Origin of the sequence: Listeria monocytogenes (genome assembly GCF_900187225.1) — a bacterium.
GTDB lineage: Bacteria > Bacillota > Bacilli > Lactobacillales > Listeriaceae > Listeria > Listeria monocytogenes.
Genome location: NZ_LT906436.1, coordinates 161,152 through 183,749, shown reverse-complemented (window position 1 = coordinate 183,749; position 22,598 = coordinate 161,152). Strand labels below are relative to the sequence as shown.

At 37.5% G+C, this 22,598-nt stretch carries 12 protein-coding genes and 2 pseudogenes; 2 read left to right on the top strand and 12 right to left on the bottom strand.

The genetic code is table 11. From position 1 onward, the window contains the following. Window positions 1–73 precede the first annotated feature (73 nt). The 9 genes and pseudogenes from CKV70_RS00875 to CKV70_RS00835 form a co-directional block, all read right to left on the bottom strand. On the bottom strand, window positions 74–1,735 hold the full coding sequence (locus tag CKV70_RS00875) for a glycoside hydrolase family 13 protein (protein WP_003733141.1): 1,662 nt from the start codon (window positions 1,733–1,735) through the stop codon (window positions 74–76). A 3-nt stretch (window positions 1,736–1,738) separates the two neighbouring features. Beyond that, window positions 1,739–4,030: a glycoside hydrolase family 31 protein gene (locus CKV70_RS00870; protein ID WP_014600406.1), complete on the bottom strand. Its 2,292-nt coding sequence runs from the start codon at window positions 4,028–4,030 to the stop codon at window positions 1,739–1,741. 2 nt (window positions 4,031–4,032) lie between these two features. Beyond that, a complete protein-coding gene (locus CKV70_RS00865; protein ID WP_014600405.1) occupies window positions 4,033–7,335 on the bottom strand; it encodes a glycoside hydrolase family 31 protein in 3,303 nt (1,100 codons plus the stop codon). A gap of 82 nt (window positions 7,336–7,417) precedes the next feature. Beyond that, window positions 7,418–8,674 carry an ABC transporter substrate-binding protein gene (locus tag CKV70_RS00860; RefSeq protein ID WP_014600404.1) on the bottom strand — a complete coding sequence of 419 codons (1,257 nt, stop codon included), beginning with the start codon at window positions 8,672–8,674 and terminating at the stop codon, window positions 7,418–7,420. 27 nt (window positions 8,675–8,701) lie between these two features. Beyond that, a complete protein-coding gene (locus CKV70_RS00855; protein ID WP_003722710.1) occupies window positions 8,702–9,550 on the bottom strand; it encodes a carbohydrate ABC transporter permease in 849 nt (282 codons plus the stop codon). Continuing rightward, window positions 9,550–10,428: a carbohydrate ABC transporter permease gene (locus CKV70_RS00850; protein ID WP_003722709.1), complete on the bottom strand. Its 879-nt coding sequence runs from the start codon at window positions 10,426–10,428 to the stop codon at window positions 9,550–9,552. The genes CKV70_RS00855 and CKV70_RS00850 overlap by 1 nt, the downstream gene beginning before the upstream one ends. 35 nt (window positions 10,429–10,463) lie before the next feature. Further along, a pseudogene (locus CKV70_RS00845) lies at window positions 10,464–11,677 on the bottom strand (ROK family protein). 164 nt (window positions 11,678–11,841) lie between these two features. After that, window positions 11,842–13,842: a methionine--tRNA ligase gene (gene metG, locus CKV70_RS00840; protein ID WP_255297979.1), complete on the bottom strand. Its 2,001-nt coding sequence runs from the start codon at window positions 13,840–13,842 to the stop codon at window positions 11,842–11,844. 65 nt (window positions 13,843–13,907) lie between these two features. Beyond that, window positions 13,908–14,768, bottom strand: a complete 861-nt coding sequence (locus CKV70_RS00835) for a GRP family sugar transporter (RefSeq protein WP_003722706.1) — start codon at window positions 14,766–14,768, stop codon at window positions 13,908–13,910. A gap of 277 nt (window positions 14,769–15,045) precedes the next feature. Between CKV70_RS00835 and CKV70_RS00830 the strand changes: the two genes are divergently transcribed. Together CKV70_RS00830 and CKV70_RS14585 are read left to right on the top strand one after the other, a co-directional pair. Next, window positions 15,046–16,293, top strand: coding sequence for a MucBP domain-containing protein (locus CKV70_RS00830; protein ID WP_014600402.1), 1,248 nt, complete (start codon window positions 15,046–15,048; stop codon window positions 16,291–16,293). Window positions 16,294–16,396: 103 nt separating this feature from the next. Next, window positions 16,397–17,534: pseudogene (locus CKV70_RS14585) on the top strand (IS3 family transposase). A 63-nt stretch (window positions 17,535–17,597) separates the two neighbouring features. Here the strand turns inward: CKV70_RS14585 and CKV70_RS00820 are convergent. The 3 genes from CKV70_RS00820 to CKV70_RS00810 form a co-directional block, all read right to left on the bottom strand. Beyond that, complete coding sequence (locus CKV70_RS00820) at window positions 17,598–20,096, bottom strand: lmo0171 family class 1 internalin (protein WP_014930797.1); 2,499 nt, start codon at window positions 20,094–20,096, stop codon at window positions 17,598–17,600. A 239-nt stretch (window positions 20,097–20,335) separates the two neighbouring features. Beyond that, window positions 20,336–21,601, bottom strand: a complete 1,266-nt coding sequence (locus CKV70_RS00815; RefSeq protein ID WP_014600399.1) for a DUF1214 domain-containing protein — start codon at window positions 21,599–21,601, stop codon at window positions 20,336–20,338. A gap of 61 nt (window positions 21,602–21,662) precedes the next feature. Next, on the bottom strand, window positions 21,663–22,520 hold the full coding sequence (locus CKV70_RS00810) for a GRP family sugar transporter (RefSeq protein WP_014600398.1): 858 nt from the start codon (window positions 22,518–22,520) through the stop codon (window positions 21,663–21,665). Window positions 22,521–22,598 lie beyond the last annotated feature (78 nt).

Below are 22,598 nucleotides of genomic sequence, written 5' to 3'. Positions count from 1 at the left end.
TTTCCTTCTATTATACTATAATTTTTGATGCATACAAAAAAAGCCACCTAGCAAATGGTGGCTTTCCTGAGATTTACTTGATTTGATAAACGATTGCTTCGTAAGGTCGTAAAGTTCCTTCTATAATATTTGGAACATTGTTTACAAGCACGGAACCTTTTTGGATTTCGTTCAAAATGTTTTCATCAGAAATAACTTGTTCTTCTTCTGTGAAATTACATAAAACAACTAATTTTTCATTTTCTGTGTAGCGTTCATATGCGAAAATCGCTTCGTCTTTAGGTAATAACAGGCGATAATTACCAGTTGTGATGATTTCAGTCGTTTTTCGTAACTTAATAAGATTTTGGTAGTAGTAGAAAATGGAATCAGGGTTTTTCAGCGCTTCTTCGTTGTTGATTTCTGTATAGCGCGGGTTGACTTTAAGCCAAGGCGTTCCGGTTGTGAAGCCAGCATTCTCGCTATTATCCCACTGATAAGGGGTTCTCGCATTGTCGCGACCTTTTGTGTAAATCGACTGCATGATGCTTTCGTGACTGTGGCCTTGCTCTTTGCGTTCTTTGTACATGTTTAGCGTTTCGATATCACGATAATCATCTAGCGTTTCAAAATGAACATTCGTCATCCCGATTTCTTCACCTTGATAAATGTACGGCGTTCCTTTCATCATATGCAGACAAGTTGCGAGCATTTTCGCTGAACGAACGCGGAAACGATTGTCATTTCCGAAGCGAGAAACGATTCGTGGTTGGTCATGATTGTTCCAGTATAAGCTGTTCCAGCCATTTTCTTGAAGCGCCACTTGCCATTCGGACATGTTTTCTTTTAAATCTGGTAAGTAAATTGGTTTCAAATCCCATTTATTGTCGCCATCGGAATCTAAGTTCATATGTTCAAATGTAAAAATCATATCGACTTCGTTATTTGCTGGATTCGTATAAATCTGCGCGTCAGTTGTACTAGCACCAGGCATTTCACCAACAGTCATCACATCGTATTTGGAAGTAACTTCTTGGTTCATTTCTTGCAAGAACTCATGAATCCGTGGTCCATTGCAGAAATCATTGCCAGCATCGCCGTAAATTTGACCATCTGGCACTGGACCATCTGGGAAATCGGTGTTTTTGGAAATAAAATTAATTACGTCCATGCGGAAACCATCAATGCCTTTATCTAGCCAGAATTTCATCATATTATATACATCTTGGCGTAATTTAGGGTTTTCCCAGTTTAAATCAGGTTGTTTTTTGGAGAACAGGTGTAAATAGTACTCGCCTGTTTTTTCGTCTAATTCCCATGCCGGACCGCTGAAAATGGAACCCCAGTTGTTGATTTCGTTTTCCTCGCGCCAGAAATAGTAATCGCGATATGGGTTATCTTTGGATTTCCGAGATTCTTCAAACCACTTATGTTCATCAGAAGTATGGTTTACAACTAGGTCCATTACGAGTTTCATATCGCGGTCGTGTAAACCTTGAAGCAATTGATCAAAAGTCGCCATGTCACCATATTCTTCGTAAATTTTTTGATAATCGCGAATATCGTAACCATTGTCATCTTGCGGCGAATCGTACACCGGGGACAACCAGATAACGTCTACACCAAGCTCTTTTAAATAATCTAATTTCTCGATAATTCCTTGAATATCACCAACTCCATCACCATTCGAATCATTAAAACTCTTTGGATAGATTTGGTACACTACGCTTTTTTTCCACCAATCTTTTTCTTTCATCGATTAAATTCCCGCCCTTGTAATTTTGTCTATTTTTTCTCCAAACACTTGTATAGTAGTTACTTTTTGCTGCAAGTTTGCTTCACCTTGATGGGTAGCATTTATTAGTACTTCGCCATTTTTGAAAGTAGCTGTGAGTTTTGTTTTGGATACTGCGCCACTTTCATATTGGTAACTTTTCCCATCATCATTATACACGTAACCAGTTGCTGTCTCACTATCTAAGTAAACTTCTAATGTCAATTCTTGCGTCTCTTTTGTATTTTGAACGCTGCTACCAACTGGCAGAATTGTTCCTGCTTTAATGTAAATTGGCATGGTATCAATCGGCGCGTCTGCGATAATATAGTCGCCGCCCACGAACTGCTCTTTTGTCCAATAATTAAACCAAAGCCCTTTTGGTAAACGAACTAGGCGCTTCGCTTGGCCTTCGCGAACGATTGGCGCAACGAGGATATTTTCACCAAGCATAAATTGATCGTTTACTTGAATTAAATCGCGTTCATCTTTAAATTCCATATAAAGTGGCCGAACGAGCGGCAAACCACTCTCTGCCGTTTTTTGGAATTCTGTATAAATATACGGTAAAAAGGCATAGCGCAATTCAATATATTGCTTCACAATTTTCTCTGCGTCCGCACCAAAAGCCCATGGCTCTTGGTAAATGCTATCTTGGACACAGTGATTTCTGAAATATGGTAAAAAGGCACCGGCTTGCGTCCAGCGAATCAACATTTCTTTCGTACAATCCGAAGAAAATCCGCCAACATCGGCACCGGTAAACGCAACGCCCGATAATCCTAAATTCATAATCATCGGTAGCGACATTTCTAAATGCTCCCAGTGACTGCGATTATCTCCCGTCCAAACCGCCGAATAACGCTGAACACCCGCATAACCAGCACGAGTAAGCGAAAATGGACGTTCATTTGGCACAAGTCGTTTTAAACCTTCGAAAGTAGCTTTACTCATATATAATCCGTATAAATTATGTGCTTCTTTATGGGTCACATTTTTCCCGTCTAGATTATGCACAACATCTAAATCCATCGTTTTACTTTCATTAAATACAGACGGCTCATTCATATCATTCCAAATCCCTCGTATACCTAAATCTGTGTAAAACTTGTGCAAACTGCCCCACCAATGCTGAACGGTCGTACTTAGGAAATCAGGAAAAGCACTGACACCCGGCCAAACATCACCATAATAAATCGACCCTTCTAGTTTAGTGCAGAAATAATTGTTTTTGATGCCCTCTTGGTAAACGGAATAATCGACATCTTTTTTAATTCCCGGATCAACAATCGGCACAACGTCAATATTTTGTTCGCGAAGACGCGCAATTAATTCTGGACCATTCGGAAAAGTATCCGGATTAAAAGTGAACACGCGGAAATCATCCATATAATGTATGTCCATGAATACGCAGTCGAGTGGAATCTCCTTTTCTTTAAACGTATTCGCAATCCGTTCCACTTCTTCTTCCGAGGTGTAGCTGTATCGCGACTGATGATAACCTAACGACCATTTAGGCGGAAGTGGCGTTTTCCCAGTTAAATCGGTATAATTCGCGACAACTTCTTTTACATCTTCGCCAAAAATAATATAAAGATTCGCTTGCCCGCCTTCTGCTAAGACGGTATACATTTCTTCAAAACTTTGAAAATCAAATTCTGTACGGTGCGAATTATCATAAAATAAGCCATATGTTGTTTTTGCAGTGTCCGCAATCATAAAAGGAATAGACTGATATAATTCCACTGTATCTTTATTATGTGGACTGTATACATCCGTGTTCCACATACTAATAATGGAGCCAGCTTTGTTTAAAGCTCCCGTTTTTTCACCTAAGCCAAAAATCGCGGTTCCTGGTTCGCTTTGAATAGAAATTTGGTGTTCTTTGTCGCGATTAATTGCCAGGCCTTCTGTTTGGAAGATACGCTTCCCTGCTTGCTTCATAATAATTTGGAAAGGATTTTTACAAACGATAATCTCTTTATCCGCGAAATGAAGCTCATAGCAGTCATTAGTTTCCGTGAATTTTGCAGCTTGTTTTTCGTTATCATGAATCGCCGCAATCGAAGGCGTTAAATCCACATCGCCAAATGGGTTCACCGTCACGCGGGCAATTTTTTCATTAACAAAATAGCAGCTGAACTGACCGATATCAAGCGTACCAGTCAGGCAATTATTCGCCCAACTAGCCGCTTTCACTTGATTTACTTTTCTTTCGAAAGCTGTTTTTTGTTTTACATTAGATGGTAGAATCGCAAAACTTGTGGAAGCATCCATCGTTATCTTCCTTTCTTTATTTGTACTTTTTTGGTTGTGCCGATTACTTCAACTTCATAGGAAGCCGTATTTGTTTGAACAGAAACGATTACTTCATCCGCATTCTCGGTTACTTTCACTAGCCATTTTCCGAATAAATGATCGGTAATTTCTTCTGTGAAATCTCCGTCTAAATAGACTTTTAGTAGTGGAGTATCGTACTCTTCAACGGTATTTCCAACCCATGAGCCAAGTTTCAACGTAGCGTCTACATTACATAGTACTGCTTTTCCACCACGGACGAAAACTGGAATTTCTTCTTTATCAGCTTTACATTTGCGTAAAGTTGGTCCGCTCACTTTTGTTCCATTCCAGAAATCATACCAAGTTCCTTCTGGCAGATAAACTTCTCTCGAGCGCACGCCGTCTTCAATTACTGGTGCAATCAGCATCGCTTCCCCGAATAAGTATTGGTCATACATATCAGAAACACGTGGATCTTCTTTATAATCCAACAAAAGCGCACGCATCATCGGCAAGCCAGTTTCAACACATTTTAATGATTCGTTATAAATATAAGGTAAAATATTCATTCTAACATTCGCGAAATGGCGATAAATAGGGATAACCGAGTCGTCACCAGTCCGTGAAGCAATGTTCCACGGTGTCCGGTCTTGATTAAATTCCGCTTTACTTTCAGCATGATACTGCATAATTGGGCAGAAAGTAGCCATTTCAGCAGAACGAATGAATAGCTCGGCCGTTGGAATGTCACCGTTAAAGCCCGCAAAATCAAAGCTCCAAAACGGAATTCCGGAAAATCCAGCTGATAGGCCAGCAATAAGCGATCTTCTAAACGCATCAAAAGTGGAACGTTCGTCACCAGCCCAGTGTGCCGGGAAATTTTGCGCGCCAGTATAACCCGCACGGCTAAACGTCATCCCATCATTTTGTTGAGCAAATTGGTAGTAAGCTTCCACGTAATCATTCGGATAAAGATTACGCATTTCATCACCACGTCTACCATCAGCAAATTGCAAACCTTCACCAAAGACGAATTCGCCGCCATCTGTTTTAAAACCATCGACGCCAATATCAATCAAGTATTGTCGTTTATCAAACCACCATTTTTTACCTTCTTCGTTGGAGAAATCCATAATTAAGCTTTCTGTGAACCAGTTTTCTGGAATGCGGTACGGTGAGCCATCTGGATTTTTCACTACGTAGCCTTTTTCAATCATATAGGCTTCTTCGCGGTCTTTTAGTGGATGTTGTTGACGATTTAAGTATTTTTGAATCGGGATTTGCCAAAGAATTAATTTCATTTTATTGTCATGAATGTAGTCAACCATTCCTTTTGGATCTGGCCATCTGCCCCATGAAGGGAATCTAATTTCATCGTAGGAATATGCTTCGGATGGTGCTTTTTCGTCATATTCGGCGTCATTGAACATATAATAGGTCGCTTCATCGCTCCATTGTTCTAGCACGACAACGGTTGATGGGATTTGCAATTCTTGCGTCGTTTCCACTTCCGTTCGAACGACAGATTCACGGTCCCAGTTGTTACTAGACATCCACGGTCCAAGCGCCCAAACTGGTACCATCGCCGGTTTCCCAGTTTTTTTCATATAGCTAGCAACCGCACTACGAATATCTCCCATTAAAAGACAGATATCTGTATCGCAGCCATTTATTTCGACTGTAATGGTATGTTTATCAGCTAGTTGGCTCCCCAAATCGAAACTTGTATAGCGCGCAGTATCAACGAACACACTATAATCTCGGTTTGTATGGTAAAACGGCATTGGGATATATGTTCTCGTTCCTTGATCACGATATTGATTATAGACAAAACAATCAAGCACATTCCCGCGTTGACCTAGCGCATTGTATCGTTCGCCGAAACCGTAATACTCTTCTTCTTTCGGCGCATCTAAATGTAGTTTAACTTTGTTGATTGTGCCAGTTTTATCTGTATACCACTGCAATGCTGGGTAAATTTTATGGGACTCTAAGACTAATTTATTTTTAAAATGCACTTCCATGCGAACCGGATTATTGGAAATAACAATCTCTATATCGCCTTTTTTCAGTTGACCGGATGTTTTTGTTTTTATATTACTCGCCTTAAATGACGGTTTCAGTCCTACTACAAGTTCATCCGATTGCACAGTAAATTCAACTGGGATAACGCTCGAGGGATTTTCTTTAAATAACACCATTAAGCCTTTGTTCGTTTCGCAAATTGCCGCTTCTTCTGACCAATGTTTCCAGATTGGTTCGACAATATAATCCTCCGAGGTCAAAATGGTTTGATCTTTTAAAGTCGCTTGGAAATAGTACGTATACTCGCCAACTTCTTCTAGCGGCGGCACAAGTGCTTCCCAGATTTGCACGTCATTTTTTTCCTTTTTCTCACATAAAATGGTCCAGTCTTTTTCTTTTAAGACAAGCTCTACTTGCATAGCTTCTACATCGGAAATAACTTCACACGCAGCCGAAAAATGCATTTCTGTTTCTGGATAATGCGGTGTACGTTCGGTTAATTGCTGCTCGTAACGATTCTCATGTCCAAAAGGATCATGTAAAATATGTGCTGCTACTTCACTTTCCATCGCACGGAAAGCTTGATTAATTGCGATAAAAATCATGCCTAATTTGTCATTATCCTCCATTTTCATCGCCATATTTAAATAATGTAGCGCTTTGTCTTGGTCGCTTTTTTCCAAGAAGTAAAGGGCCAATAACGCCGTCGCGAATGAGCTAACTTTTGGTGCGCCTGAATATGGCAAAACGCCGTCATCTTGCACTAATTGCTGCTCCATTTTACCAACTGCCGCTACCATAACAAGATCTTCTGGTGAGAAAAGCCCAAATGGAAGGACCGATAATAATTGGTCAGTTGACACTTTTCGCGTGTTAAAACCAGTAAGGACGCTATCGCCTTTTAGTAAATTATCAAAACAATAGTCGCGAATGGTTGTAATTGTTTGTTGTAATTCTGGCTTTGGGAACGTGTTTTTCACATCTAGTAAAGCAGCATATACACTTGAAATCGTTGCTAAATAAATGTCGTTCTCCGCAGAACTCCCAACAGATTTTTCTGGACGGTTCCAGTTTTCCACTAAAAAAGTAATAACTGGCTCTACTTCTGCTCTATCATAATGGTTTATTTTACTTCCGAGCCATAGCCATGTTGCGGTTTCAAGAACGGAGTCCACTTGAAAATCGGGCTTTGTTTCCACCAAAATTAGTTTGATTTTTTCGTTTTTTCCTTCTATTAAATGCAAGTAACCCTGCATTAATTTTGTGAATTTAGACATGTTCTATTTCCTTTCTTGGATATACTAAAGTGGCAGTCTAATTTGTAAAGATACTTACAAACGTCCCTGCCACTCGTTTTACTTATTTAAATCCCATTGTTTTGTTGATGTTGTCTTCACTGTTTTTCAGTGCTTTTTCTGGGGTAGAATCGCCATTTAATACTTTTTCGAATTCAGAGTTTGTATAATCACTGATTTTGTTCCAATCTTTCACAACTGGAGGTAATACCATATATTGTAGAGATTCGAATACCGCTTCTCTATTATCTGGAGGAGTTGCATCTAAATATGGTTGTAGAATTTCTTTGTTTTCAGTTGCTGGAAGTTCCCAGTTATTATCAATTCTGATTTTTGCTGCTTCTTCGTTCGCACTCATGAAGGAAGCAAATTTGAATGCAGCTTCTTTTTTATCGGAGTCTTTAGAAACACCAATTCCGTTCGCGAAGAAGTGGGTTGCTTTTTGTGTGTTACCTGCTTCTACTTGTACATCCCATTTGAACGGAGCATCTTGGAACATATCGAACAACCAAATACCTGTGTGAAGCATTGCAATTTGACCATTCATGAATAAATCTTCTGGTAATTGTCCAGATAAATCAGCTGGTGAAGGCGCAACTTTTGAATCAGTTACTTCATTTGTTAAGTGAGTCAGTGCTTCCACATTTTCAGGGCTGTTAATAGTTGTTTCCGTTAAATCTTCATTGAAAATCGAACCACCATTTTGCGCTGCTACTTTGTAGAATTCGTTCATTGTTACCGGTTGGGAAGTACCCCATACTTTATTTTTAGAATCTGTTAATTTTTTTGCTGCCGCTTCTTCGTCTTTCCAAGTCCAGTCAGCCGTTGGGTATTCAACCCCCGCTTTATCAAAAAGATCTTTATTATAAATAGTTACAACGTTGGAGAAACTTTCGACCATTCCGTATTGTTTACCGTCATATTTGAAAGCATCATACGCTTGTTTGTTCAGTGTAGATGGATCAAAATCTTTATCTTTTTCGATATAGCTTGTTAAATCTGCAAGTACACCTTTTTCAGCATATTGCATGAATGTTTCATAGTTAAGTTCAAAAGCATCAGGAGCATCTCCACCTGCGATTTGCGTTTGCAGCTTCGTAAAGTAATCATTAAATGCGATTGTTTGAACGTTTACTTTAATATCTGGGTTTTGCTTTTCAAATTCTTTTACCATTTCATCAAGTGCTTTTCCATCAGCTGGTGCAGAGAATTGATAATACGTAATTTCTGTTTTATCGCCACTACTACTGCCACCGCCGCAAGCCGAAAGACCAAATACAGACAGTACAACTACCATTAACAATAATAAACCTTTTTTCATTTGTAACACTCCTTTTTTGTTGGTTTTTTATTCTTTCATTCCGCTCATTGCCATTCCTTGGATGAAATATTTTTGAGCAAAAAGGTACACTGCTAAAATCGGGATAACACTAATAAGAACTCCCGCCATCATTAAGCCGTAATTCGTGCCATATCTACCTTGTAAAAGAGATAATCCTAAAGGTAAAGTTGCCATTTCTTGTGAACTTGTCACGATTAATGGCCATAAATAACTGTTCCAAGATTGCATAAAAGTTAAAATTCCAAGTGTCGCAAATGTAGGTTTTGCAAGCGGCAAGATAACTTTTCGGAAAATAGTAAAATGATTTGCTCCATCCATAAATGCAGCTTCTTCTAATTCTTTCGGAATTCCCATGAATGCTTGACGTAATAAAAATGTACCAAAAACGCTGAATAATGCTGGTACAATCAAACCTGCATAAGAATCTAACCAGCCAAATTGTTTCATCAAGATAAATTGTGGAATCATCGTAACCTGAGCCGGTACCATCATTGTTGCCAAGTAAAGTAAAAATAGTTTATCGCGACCCCAGAAAGGAATTCTGGCAAATGCATACGCTGCCATTGAACAAAACAGCATTTGACCGAGTGTTGTTACAACTGCAACTATCACGGAGTTAACTAAAAATCGCAACATTGGGAACATTTCAAATACTTGAGTGAAGTTCGCAGTTGTCGGTTCTTTAGGAATAAATTGTGGTGGTAATACCATATTCGCTGCGCCTGTTTTGAATGCAGTTGATACCATCCAGACAAACGGCATAAGCATGATAATCCCACCAAGACAGATGATTGTATAGGTAAGAATATTTTTAAATAGTTGCCATTTTGGTGAACCACTTTTTTCTGTTTTCATTAGTAATTGGACCACCTTTTTTGAAGTTTATTTTGAATAATTGTAATGATGAAAATAACAATAAACAATATCCAACTCATCGCGGAAGCATAGCCCATTTCGAAGTATCTAAATGCATGGTTGTAAATATTTTGGACTAAGGTCATCGTCGCTCCACTTGGACCACCTTCAGTCATAATCATCACTTGGTCAAACACCTGGAACGAGTTGATAAGAGATATTATCGTCACAAAGAATGTGGTTGGAGTAAGAAGTGGGATGGTAATAGAGAATAATTGGCGAAGTTTTGACGCTCCGTCCATATTGGCAGCTTCGTAGTAAGATGGTGAAATATTTTGCAAACCACCAAGGAATAATACCATAACGAAACCAATATCTTTCCACGCACTGGTAATAATCACAGCGATCATCGCCGTTTGTGGATCAGTTAACCAGTTTGGTCCTGCAATACCAATTAAAGATAAGAAGTAATTGATCAGACCGTACGAAGGGTTGAAAAGCCATTTCCAAACGAGTGAAACAGCTACCCATGAAGTGATCACGGGTAAGAAGTACACTGCTCGGAAAAATGGTCTTAGTTTAATTTTTTGGTTTAACATCAAGGCACACGCAAGACCAAGAATCATTACACTTGGTAAATAACCGATGATGAACGTGATTGTATTTCTAAACGATTTCCAAAATTCTGGGTCATTAAATAGCCTTTTGTAATTTTCAAATCCAGTAAAGTGAATCGTACTCACTAAGTCCCAATCGGTAAAACTAATACCAAGCGAGCCAAGGATTGGGATTGCAATAAAAATGAGAAAACCTAGTAAATTGGGTAGCAAGAATATGCATAGCCAAAAGAGTGTTTTCTTTCTAGTCATACCAACCATGTAAAAATAACCTCCTGAAATAGTTTATGTACTTTTTAACGTAGTAAAGTTTGTTCTTCTTCATAGATTGGCACTTGGAATAATTGGTGAATGACTAGTAAAGCCGCACCTTGTAACCATGCAGGATCCTCTAAAGAAGTTGTAGTAATTTCCGTTTCAAAGCCAGCCCCTGAAAAAAAGTTTTGTGAAGCAATTTCATCAATTTTAGTTAAGAATAAGTCTCTATGATGCAAACCTTCACCGACAATGATAACTTTTTCTGGGTTGAAAGTATTAATGATATTTCGAATCCCGTATCCTAAATATTCACCCATTTTACCCATGAGTTCCGTCGCCATTTCGTCTCCAGCTCGAGCACTTTTCGCCACTTTATCAAAATGAAAATCATTTAATTCTGATGTGGGATATGCTTCTTTTAATTCTTCGCCACGATTTCGGAAATAAAATTCGGATGCGTACATTTCTAAGCATCCTTTTTGACCACAGTGACATTTGTATCCACCTGGCTGAATCGTTGTATGTCCGAATTCACCAGCTCCACCTTGTGCACCGTAATAAATTTGGCGATTAATAACAACGGATAAACCAAGTCCAGCTCCAACGGAAACTGTGGCAAAATTATTTGATTGTTTCCCTTCACCTAACCACAGTTCTGCAAGTGTGTAGCAGTTTATATTTTTATCTACGTACACTGGAATATCTGGAAAGTGAGCATGTAGCATTGCTTCTAAAGCGACATTTTCCCACCCTAACATAGTAGAGCGGATAACTGTTCCTTTTTACGATTAACTAGACCGGAAATCGCAATTCCAACTCCTAGCAAATGGTTCATATCTCTGTTTCCACACATCTTTTTCACATTTTTAGCAATCAACTCAATTGCTTCTTCTGGTTTTTTCTCTGAAGAAAATGGTATAGAAGTATTTTCAATGATTTCTGCATTTAAATCAGTCAACGCAAAAAGAAGTTGTTCCTCTTCTACTTTGACACTAACAACAAATCCATAATCTTTATTAAATCTGACTAGCTTGGCACGCCTGCCTCCAGTAGATGATGTTTCGGCACCTTCCAAAATAATGCCTTCTTGCTGTAAATCATCTAAAATATACGTTAATGTAGACATCCCAAAATCGCATTTTTTGGCTATCTCAGTCCGCGTGATTTCTCCTTTTTCACGGATTAAATTCAGTACTGTATAGCGGTTTATGTCTTTAATTAAATCTTTATTCCCTTTTCTTAAGATATCCATTTTCAAGCTCCTTTACTTCTGGCTGACAACTTACTTCGTTCAATGAATTAAGTAAGTATAGTTACATTATATTGTAATCGTTTGCAATATGCAATCTTTTTTTTAAAAGTTTTTTTAAACGAAAAAAATGAGCCCTAATTCAAGTGAATTAGGACTCGTTTTTACTATTTTACTTTCGCACCATTTGGAAGTGCGCTACTTGCTTCAATTACGCTTAGCTTGCCATCTTTTTCGCCTGAGAGAATCATTCCTTCGCTCATTAGTCCGCGAAGTTTCACAGGTTTTAAGTTAGAAACGACGATAACTTTTTTGCCGATTAGTTCTTCTGGTTGATAGAATTCGGCAATGCCTGAAAGCACTTGGCGTAGTTTTCCTTCTCCTAAATCTAATTGGAAACAAAGAAGTTTATCTGCTTTTTTCACTTTATCTACTTGTTTTACTTCTGCAACACGAAGATCGATTTTGTCGAAGTCTTCAATGCCGATTTGCGGTGTTTCAAGTGCTTCAACTTCCGCCACTTCTTCGGCAGGCGCTGGTGCAGAGCCTTTCATTTCATCTTGAATATAGGTAACTTCCACTTCTGCATCAAGTCTCGGGAAAATTGGCGTACCTTTTTTCACCACAGTGGTGCCTGCTGGAATTTCACCATATCCATAAATGCTATCCCATTTTTTCAAGTTTTCTTCTTGTAAACCTAGTTGTAAGAAGATTTCGCCCGGAGTTCTTGTTAAGAATGGTTGTAAAAGCACTGCGATAATACGTAAGTTTTCCGCTAAATGAGTCATTACGCTTGCAAGTTCTGTGCGTTTATCTTCGTCCTTGGCAAGTGCCCATGGAGCAGTTTCATCGATATATTTATTTGTACGAGAAATTAGTGACCACAGTTGGTTTAAAGCTACAGAGAATTGCATGTGATCCATGCTACCTTCATATTCCTTCACCACATTGTTTTTAAAATCTACTAAAATTTGATCAAATTCTGTTACATTACCTTGATAAGCCGGAATTTCACCATCAAAGTATTTGTTAATCATTGCTACTGTACGATTAAGCAAGTTTCCTAAATCGTTGGCAAGATCAAAGTTCACACGATCAACAAAGTCTTCTGGTGTAAATAAACCATCTGAGCCAAATGGAACTTCGCGTAATAAGTAATAACGAAGCGCATCTAGGCCGTAGCGGTCAATCAGCATATAAGGATCTACTACGTTACCTTTGGACTTCGACATTTTACCATCTTTCATTAAAATCCAGCCATGGCCGAATACCATTTTGGGAAGTGGTAAGTCTAGTGCCATCAGCATAATTGGCCAATAAATTGTGTGGAAACGAACGATTTCTTTCCCAACGATTTGTACATCAGCAGGCCAGTATTTTTGGAATTTCGTATCATTGTCCGTATTATATCCAAGCGCAGTAATATAGTTAGAAAGCGCATCAATCCATACATAAACAACATGTTTTGGATTACCAGGAACTTTAATACCCCAATCAAAAGTTGTTCTAGATACTGCTAAATCTTCCAAACCAGGTTTAATGAAATTATTAATCATTTCATTTTTTCTGGATTCAGGAAGGATAAATTCTGGATGGGAATTATAATATTCTACTAAACGGTCCGCATATTTGCTCATGCGGAAGAAGTAGGATTCTTCTTTAACAAGTTCGACTTCATTGCCACTTGGAGCTTTTCCGCCGATTACTTTGCCATTTTCATCTTTATATACTTCTTCTAACTGTGTTTCTGTAAAGTATTCTTCATCAGAAACAGAGTACCAACCTTCGTATTCACCTAAGTAAATGTCGCCTTGCTCTAAAAGTTGTTCAAAGATTTTTTCAACCGATGTTTTATGACGGTCTTGTGTTGTACGAATAAAATCCGTATTAGAAATTTCTAGTTTTTTCCAAAGTTCTTGGAAGCCTTCTGCGATTTCATCCACGTATTCTTGTTCAGAAATTCCGCGTTCTTTCGCTTTCGCTTGGATTTTTTGACCGTGCTCATCTGTTCCAGTTAAGTAAAACACATCATATCCTTTTAAACGTTTATAACGAGCCATCGCGTCCCCCGCAACAGTCGTATAAGCATGGCCGATATGCGCTTTTCCGCTTGGATAATAGATTGGTGTTGTAATATAAAACGTATTTTTCTCTTCAGGCAACACAATTCCCTCCTTAAAAATAAAACAATTAGTATTATTATATCATTTTTCACGCTAAACGAAATAATTAATTAAGCGCCTTTTGCAACGCCGATTAAAATCCCGCCGAGAACAACTAAAACTACGCCCACAATAACAAAAAGCATTTCTTTTTGCGTTTTCTTTTCTTTTAAAAGTATGATACCTCCAATAGTTGAGATAACAACTCCTAATTGCGAAAGTGAAAAACCAGTTGCGACTCCAACAAGTTGGTTAGCGTGAACCATCGCAACGTTTCCAGCTGCCCAAATCACTCCTGGAATAGTAAGTAAGAGAGTTCGTTTATTGAAGCGTTTTTCCGTACCACCACTGTGTGTCATAATTAGCGCACTTATAACCATCCCAATCGCTTGCGGCAAAATCGCATTAATTCCATCGATTTTGAAACCTTGAATTAGAACAACTAAGCCAACATAACCACAAGCAGAAATGAATAATGTGATCAAACCTTGTTTTAATGCATTAGTACCATCTTCTTCTTTTTCAGCATAAGATGTTAAGAAAATTCCACCGACGATAAGAGCTAATGCTATAAAACCTAAAATAATTCGAAGTGTCGTATCCCATTCATGAAATAAGATTACCCCGCAAAGTGTTGTTCCAACTAATTGCATCCCTGTAGAAATCGGCATTGCTTTTGAAACACCGATAATTTTGAATGCTTGCAGTTGGAACATCTGACCAACAGTCCATAAACATCCTGTTATAAAACTAATCCCTACTGTTTTAAGCGTATAAACTGGATCAGTAAAGAAGAAAACGATTACCGCAAAAGTGAGTGCCCCTAGTGTCATTCCCATCGTTTGTTGTCTTGTTGAACCGCCAAATTTTGTAATAATTAGCGGGACTGTTCCCCAAAGTAATGCAGGAATCAGCGCAATCATAATGTTCAAATCGTTTTCCTCCTTGTATATCCTTTAATTTAGTTTTCAATTACTTCATTATAGCTGAAATAACAAGAAGATGGTAGAGGTTTTCTGAGTAAAAGTACTTAATAGCGCTAACTGTTAAAGTTTAAATTAACGATTTACCTTTTTATGATTCTCATTAGTCATTATTTCGACAAAATATACCATATTAATGCTACTAGAATTAAACTAACGCCCCAAAATCGAGTGCTATACTTTAATTACATTAAATCCCAATTCAAGGAAAGAGGTTATTTAAATAATGTTTAATAAGAAAAAAACTATCGCTAGCCTTATAGTTTTAAGTTCTCTAGCTAGTCAAATAGCACTTACACCTATTTCTGCACTTGCTGATACTCACGATACAAATAATATTGCATTACTACAAAATACCAATGAGAATGTCCCATATAAATACACATCCACTCTTACATTTCCAACTTTAACGAATCAAACCCAGGAAGACTATAAACTGGAAATAAAATTAGCGCTACCAAGTGGCATGAACTATACGGACTTACAGGTTTCTGTTGGTGGGGAAGACATTACAAACCAAGTTGGGACAACTAGCTTTGACAATTCCACTAACACTGTTACTTTTAAATTCGACAAAGTAACAAGTTGGAATAGTTTATCCAAAGCAAAAGTAAAGTTCGACTGGAAAACTTCTTATTCAGGTGAAGGTGGAGAAGCCAAGATTGATTCTTTAGTTGCGACCGCAACAGCTACAAGCGAAGACAAAGCTGGTAACAAATCCACCTCCACTGGCTCTTTAAAACCAAAAGATATTAGCGCACCAGTTGTTAAAGCAGAAGAAACAGAAATCACATACAGCCCTGGAAGTAATGTTACGGAAGAACAATTTTTAACAGACATTCATGCTAGCGTTACTGATAATTATGACTCCACTATTAGTCTTACAAGCAATTTTACTTCCGCAGTTAATTTAGCAGTTAGTGGTGATTACTCGGTCAATGTTCAAGCAACCGATAAAGCAGGTAACGTCTCAAATACACTAAATGTCACCGTTCATGTGTCTACTCCTGCACCTGTAGCTGGGGCAAACATCACTGTGAATTATCTTGATGGCAATGGTAATAAAATCGCAGAATCAGATACACTAACTGGAGTTATCAATAGTAATTATCAGTCAGAAAGCAAAAAAATTACCGGTTATACTATAGAAACTACACCTACAAACGCAACTGGTACTTTCACTGATACTCCACAAACAGTTGATTATATTTATAAAAAAGATACCGTAACACCTACACCAATTACTGTTAATCCAGTTGAACCGGTTAAACCAGTTAATCCAGTAGTTAATAAGCCTGTAACTGTAAAACCAGCTAATGATAATACTAATCCTAGTACTAGTAATTCTGTAGAAAAAACAACTTATAGCTCTTTACCAACAACTGGTGATACTGACCAAAGTAAATCATCCACTATCTTCGGAGCCTTGCTTCTTTTAATCAGTGCCCCGTTACTATTATTTAAAAAGAAATAAAAAACACCTCGTAAAGTATATTGGCACTGCCATTAAAAAATGAGAATAAGATAAAAACACCTTCGTTGGATTCATGTAAAATGAAACTAACGGAGGTGTTTCTATGAGTACAAAAGTAATGTATCCAGCAGAAATAAAAGAAAAAGCTATCAAAATGAAATTAGCAGGTAAATCTACCAAAGAAATTATGAGAACATTAAACATCAAAAATCCAACACAAGTGAAAACTTGGTGGCGCTGGTATCGAAATGAAGAAACCCACAGGTTTCACCAAGGAGTAGGTAAACAATATAAATACCAAAAAGGGGTGCCTGAATTACCAGAAATAGAACAATTAAAAATAGCTCTTCGGCAAAAAGAGCTAGAACTGGAAATTTTAAAAAAGTACAAGGCATTGGAAAGGAAGTGAATCCAGCATATTTTGTTTTGTTAGTAGAAGAGCTAAAAACAAAGTATCTTGTCAAAGATATCTGTCAAATACTACAAGTACCTTTATCTACCTATTATCGCTGGAAAAAGAAAGATTTCGCACAGAGCTCATTGGAGAAAAAATAGGGCAGTTATGTAAAGCATATCAGTTCACTTATGGTTATCGAAAAATCGCCGCATTAATGAAACAAGAAGAACAAGTTGGCATCAATAAAGTACAGCGTATTATGCAAAAATATCAGTGGCAATGTCAGGTAAAAGCAAAAAAGAAAAATCGACCAGGCTCCGCCTACTATCAAACAGAAAACCACTTAAATCGAAACTTTCAAGCTAGTCAGCCGCTGGAAAAATTAACTACCGATATCACCTACCTTTATTTCGGAGACTGCCGTTTATATTTATCAAGCATTATGGATTTGTATAATGGAGAAATCGTTGCCTACTCCATTGGCGAAAAACAAGACACAGAATTAGTGCTAGATACATTAAATCAGTTGTCCCTTCCAGAAGGAAGTTTACTTCATAGCGATCAAGGTTCGGTGTACACATCTTATGAATATTATCAGTGCTGTAAAAAGAAAAACGTTATCCGCAGTATGTCCCGAAAAGGGACACCCGCAGACAACGCTCCCATAGAATGTTTCCATTCCTCGCTAAAGTGCGAAACATTCTACCATAAAACAGCGTATAAATACGCTAAATCTATTGTAATCCAAATCGTAAAAGATTACATTAAATATTATAACGAAAAACGAATTCAACAAAAATTAGGCTACCAATCTCCTATTAATTTCAGGAAACAAGCAGCCTAATTTAAAGGGTTTTTATTTCATTCTCATTTTTCCATGTCAGTGCAAGATTTACGAGGTGTTTTTTTATTGATTTTTTCTTTTAGCTTTAGAGAGGGTTAATCCAGCTAATAACAGAACACCCATAAAAATAAAGAGTAAATTTGTGCTATCTCCTGTTTCTGGAAGATTCATTGGCATTTGATTAATTTTCGAGTATGCCTTTGACTGTTTCTTTACTGATTTACTTGGTGTTTGCCTGGACCCATTGACCGAGTTATTATTGTTACTTGGGAGTTCTGGTGTTACGTTGTTTTCGCTGTATACTGGAAATTCTGGGTTAATTATATCTTTCACGTAAATATATTGAATCGTTTGTCTAGTTTCTTCAAAAACCCCACTTGAATTAGCTGGATTTTCTTTTAGCGTATAGCCTTCAATTTCTTTAGCAAGTGTTTCATACGTTTCACCAACTTCGCCAGTAATCGTATTACTTTCAGCTAATTCATTGTTTTCACTATCCATATATTGAATAGTAATTTTCCCTATTCTAGCTTCTGGTACTTTCACGGTGATCGTTACTGTTTCTGAACGATTACCAGATGAATCTTCTGTATAAATGGTTACTTCATAACTGCCTGGCTTGGAAGTATCTACTTTAGATAAATCCATGTGGATATTTAAATCTTGATCATAATTATCTGTTGCAGTTATTCCAACTTGGTCAATGATTTGACCCTCTGTTAATTCGCTGCCTTTTTCAATAATTATTTCCGGATTGTTAATTTGAATAATAGGTTTTTCGGTATCGACTATTTTAACAGAAAGTTTGATTGGATCCGAGGAAGCACCACTTTTGCTTTTTGCTATTATCGTCGCTTCATACGTTCCAAGTTTGCTTGAATCCACTTCGGACAAGTCAACTTCCATCTTAATTGCTTCGTCGTATAGATCCGTAACTACCGCGCCAGATTTAGCAAGAAGCACTTCACTAGTTAATTCTGTTCCTACTTCAAATGAAATATCGTTCGAGTTAACCGCGACTTGTGGTTTTTGAATATCATTAATATGCACGACAACGGTAACCGGATCTGCCTTTAAGTCAAACTCATTTTTAGCATGTAGCGTGACTGTATAATCTCCCGGAGTTGCAAAGTCGACTACCTCGCTATAATCGCTAGTAATCTGTGCGTTTTCCGAAGCAGACGCACGAATATCTTGTAAAAATGTCGCCTCATCTTTTGCATTTACGGGCGCGTACGAAACACTCTTATCCGCTACAATTACAGGTACTGCCTTGACTTCAATTGGTTGGTTTACTGTTCCAGTGTACTTGCCAGCAATTGCCGGACTATTAATCACTTCATCAAATGTATAAGAAACTTTTGATAAGCCTGATAGTTCTCCGCTTGCCCATGCGATGCTTTGATCAGAGTAAGTTCCTTTGTTGGAAATTATTTTCGGTGTAACCATTTGTCCCGCTAAGTTCTCAACGTTATTCGGTATCGTAAAGTTCCCTGCTGCTATCGTTTTTGAAAGCGTAACGGCTTGTTTATCCGCATTTAGTGTCGCAAGTTTTGGTACATCGACTAGTTTACTTGATTCTAGCCTATCTATTTTATTACTTCTTACATTAATTGTAGTCAGAAGCGGAAAATCGTTAATTTTCGGTAGCCGAGTTAGTTCATTACTACTGATATCCAGGTTCTTAACTGCAGGAAGGTTCTCCAAATGTATATCATCACTGTCTAAATAATTCCCACTAATATCTACGCTTATTATTTCTGGTAAATTCATTAAAGTGACGCTCTCTAGATCACCCCAGTCAATAGAAATACTGGAAGCTATTCTTCCTAGTCCGTTTAATTGGGATAAATTTTTCAACGTTAGCTTTTTCAATTCTAATTCATCTGCCGACAAAGTTACTAGGTTAGGTTGGTTTTCAATATCTAACTCTGTAATTGCATTACCAAGCACTTCTAACGTGTGTAATTCCGGCAAAGTTTTTACCAAACTAAAATTCCCCGTTATTTTATTATTATTCGCGCTAATTGATTTTAAGGTTGGCATATTAAATAACGAATCTATTGTCCTGAGCTCATTGTTATTCACATTGATATTTTCTAACGCTGTTAAATGCTCTATGCCAGTTAAGCTCGTAATATTCTGGTTTGTTGCTACTAAATTAGTAATAGTTTGTAATTCTGCTTCTGATACTTCTGCATTAATATCTTCTGTTCCACTAATATTTTTAGCTATTATTTTGGCTAAATTAACATCCGGAAATAGTTCAGCATATGTTTTGCTGTTTTCAGAAGTTGATTTCAAATTATTTTTAGGTGTATTTTCCTCTTCAGTTGAGTTAGTAGTTGCAGCTTCTTCACTGGATGATGCTGTCATTTTCTGTGGCGCGGTTTGCGAGTTGTCCATTCTGCTAGGCTGGTCAATAGTTGTAGGTTCTGTAGTGTCGGTTGTTGCTTCCTTAGTGATTTGGTCCGCAGTTATAGTATCTGCACTAGCATACAAACTAGGACTTACTAGGCTAAAACACAAAGCAAGAGAAACAACAACTGGTATTTTTCTCATTTTTGTTTCCTCCAGGTTGTAATTAATATCATCTAATATTATTTATTATAGCAGACTAGATTTGGTCCAAAAACCAATTTTAGTAGTTAGTTTACGCTAAATAAGCTTTGTTTATGTCTTCCATGTGAACAAACAAGCTTTACTCTCATCAAAACCTATTAAAATAGTCTTTTAACAGTATAAAGCACAAAAAAGCTAAGTATAAAACCGATAGTTTCATACTTAGCTTCATTTGTTTATTAAAAGACTTCAAGTGGTGGTAAGAATACTTTCCCTTCTAATACTTCTTTTTTCGGAACATATAGTCGGAAGTTTAGTGAGAATTCTTTCCCAGCTTTACTTGGTAGCCAGTTCCCTGGATCTACATCTGCCGGTTTTTCAGACGCAATGTAAAGAGTCAAGCTGCCATCTTCACTTAGTTTTGGACCTGTGTAATTATTGATGCAGAACTTATTTAATTCGTTCGGGATAACATGATAATCCGGAACACTATATAAGGTAACGGACCAAAAAGCATTTGCAAGTTCTGCTGGAAGTTCGTCTGCTGGGAAATGGATTTTATAAATTTTATCTCCAGTTAGCAATTCATCATCCGTACCTTTTTGACCGATGAAATATAGAGCTTCTTGGATAGAGTTTGCCCAAATACCACCGTAATTAATAATTGCTCGAGCTAAAATGTCGTTTTCGAAAGCACCAGCTACGTAAGTAACAGACCATCCACCTTTTTGCGTGCCAAATCCTTTTGCCCCATTAGTAAAATATGGAAGCGCTTCTTTCACAATTAAGTTTCTAACCTCAGCTTTTTGGTCATCACCAAGTTCGATATAAGCTGCAACTTTTCTTGCTTTATCTTGAAACTCAGCTGCTTTTGGCATTTTATCTGGATAAGTTGCCAGCAGTTCTTCTAAATTGGAATAAATTTCTTCTAAGAGGAACTCTGCATTAGTGAAATGCGGTATTTCTAACGGTTCTTTGATTTTTATATTATCTGGTGCGTCGAATTTGAATGCTTTTTGAAGTTTTACTGCGCCTTCTGGGTCGTCTTTTTGTTCTACGCGAAGTAGCACTTTCACTTTTTCAGATGGTAATTCAATTTTTATAGCATCACTTGGAATGGAAGGGTTTGTTCCTTTTTTAACGAAAGCAAATTTTCCATGTGGATGCTCTGGAAAATTACGTTCGTTGATATTAGTTACTACTTCACCCCAACCATCTAAAAGTTGAACCGTGTAGTAGCGATTTTTTATTTCTGGTACTTCTAAAACAACAGCATGTTCGTCGTCTACGGCTATCCAAGCTTCAGAATAAACCACATCAAAGTTTGGATTTACAAAATTCGCATCTGCTGGAGAAACCGAATTATGCTTTAGTGTGTTATATGGAATTTTATCTTCTTTTGTATCAAAATTTTCTTGGCGTAAAACGAGATATCGCGACAATAAATAAACATAGGATTCTTTTACAAGCTCAGCATTTACTTCTAAATTCGCATTCATTATCAATATAACCACCTTTAGTTTAGATTATTTTAAGTATAGCATTATATCAAACCGGAAGCTGTTCTTAGCTTTTTGCAATTCCAATCATCGTGCCACCGATAATTACTAAGACTACTCCGATAATGACCAAAATAAGTTCTTTCTTGGTTTTTTTCTCTCCTAAGAAAAGAATTCCTCCAATTGTTGAAATGACAACGCCCATTTGTGAGAGCGAAAAACCTGTGGCGATTCCAACCAATTTATTTGAGAATAGTAGAGCCAAGTTACCAGTAGCCCACATCACCCCTGGAATCATATTTAACCACGTTTGCTTTGTAAAACGTTTTTCTTCAGACTTAATAGAAAATAATAATCCTGCGACTACCATCCCAATTGCTTGAGGTAAAATCGCGTCCCACCCACTAATATCAAACCAACGAGTGATGACGACATAACCTACATAACCTACTGAAGAAATAAGTAAAGTGATAATTCCTTTTTTCATATTTTGACCGGAATTTTCGTCTTTATGTTGTTGATAACTTGTTAAAAATATCCCGAAAATAATTAGCGCTAATGCGGAAAATCCTAATACTAGTTTGGAAGTTGTACCCCATTCATGAAAGGCGAATACACCAAAAAGCGATGTACCTACTAACTGCATTCCGGTTGAAAGTGGCATTGTTTTTGATACGCCTACTTGTGTAAATGCGCGGAACTGATTCATTTGACCTAAGCTCCAAAATGCCCCAGAGATAAAACTAGCAATAATAATGGTTGCCGTATATTCTGGATTTGTAAAAATAAAAACTCCGATTGCGAACGCTAATGCCCCGAACGTTGTACCAATAATTTGTTGCCTCGGCTTACCACCAATTTTCGAAACAACTAATGGCATAATCCCCCACATCACTGCCGGAATTAATGCTATAACTATGTTCATTTTTTATTCCCCCTAATTCTTCTGCTTATGGTCTATACCCTTTTCCTCATGAAATCATTCCTATTCCCGTAATTATCT

Excerpts from the sequence above, each read along its gene's own strand:
- CKV70_RS00860 (WP_014600404.1), bottom strand. The coding sequence starts at position 8,674 with ATGAAAAAAGGTTTATTATTGTTAATGGTAGTTGTACTGTCTGTATTT.
- CKV70_RS00870 (WP_014600406.1), bottom strand. The coding sequence starts at position 4,030 with ATGGATGCTTCCACAAGTTTTGCGATTCTACCATCTAATGTAAAACAA.
- CKV70_RS00830 (WP_014600402.1), top strand. The coding sequence starts at position 15,046 with ATGTTTAATAAGAAAAAAACTATCGCTAGCCTTATAGTTTTAAGTTCT.
- CKV70_RS00855 (WP_003722710.1), bottom strand. The coding sequence starts at position 9,550 with ATGAAAACAGAAAAAAGTGGTTCACCAAAATGGCAACTATTTAAAAAT.
- CKV70_RS00810 (WP_014600398.1), bottom strand. The coding sequence starts at position 22,520 with ATGAACATAGTTATAGCATTAATTCCGGCAGTGATGTGGGGGATTATG.
- CKV70_RS00865 (WP_014600405.1), bottom strand. The coding sequence starts at position 7,335 with ATGTCTAAATTCACAAAATTAATGCAGGGTTACTTGCATTTAATAGAA.
- CKV70_RS00850 (WP_003722709.1), bottom strand. The coding sequence starts at position 10,428 with ATGGTTGGTATGACTAGAAAGAAAACACTCTTTTGGCTATGCATATTC.
- CKV70_RS00875 (WP_003733141.1), bottom strand. The coding sequence starts at position 1,735 with ATGAAAGAAAAAGATTGGTGGAAAAAAAGCGTAGTGTACCAAATCTAT.
- CKV70_RS00820 (WP_014930797.1), bottom strand. The coding sequence starts at position 20,096 with ATGAGAAAAATACCAGTTGTTGTTTCTCTTGCTTTGTGTTTTAGCCTA.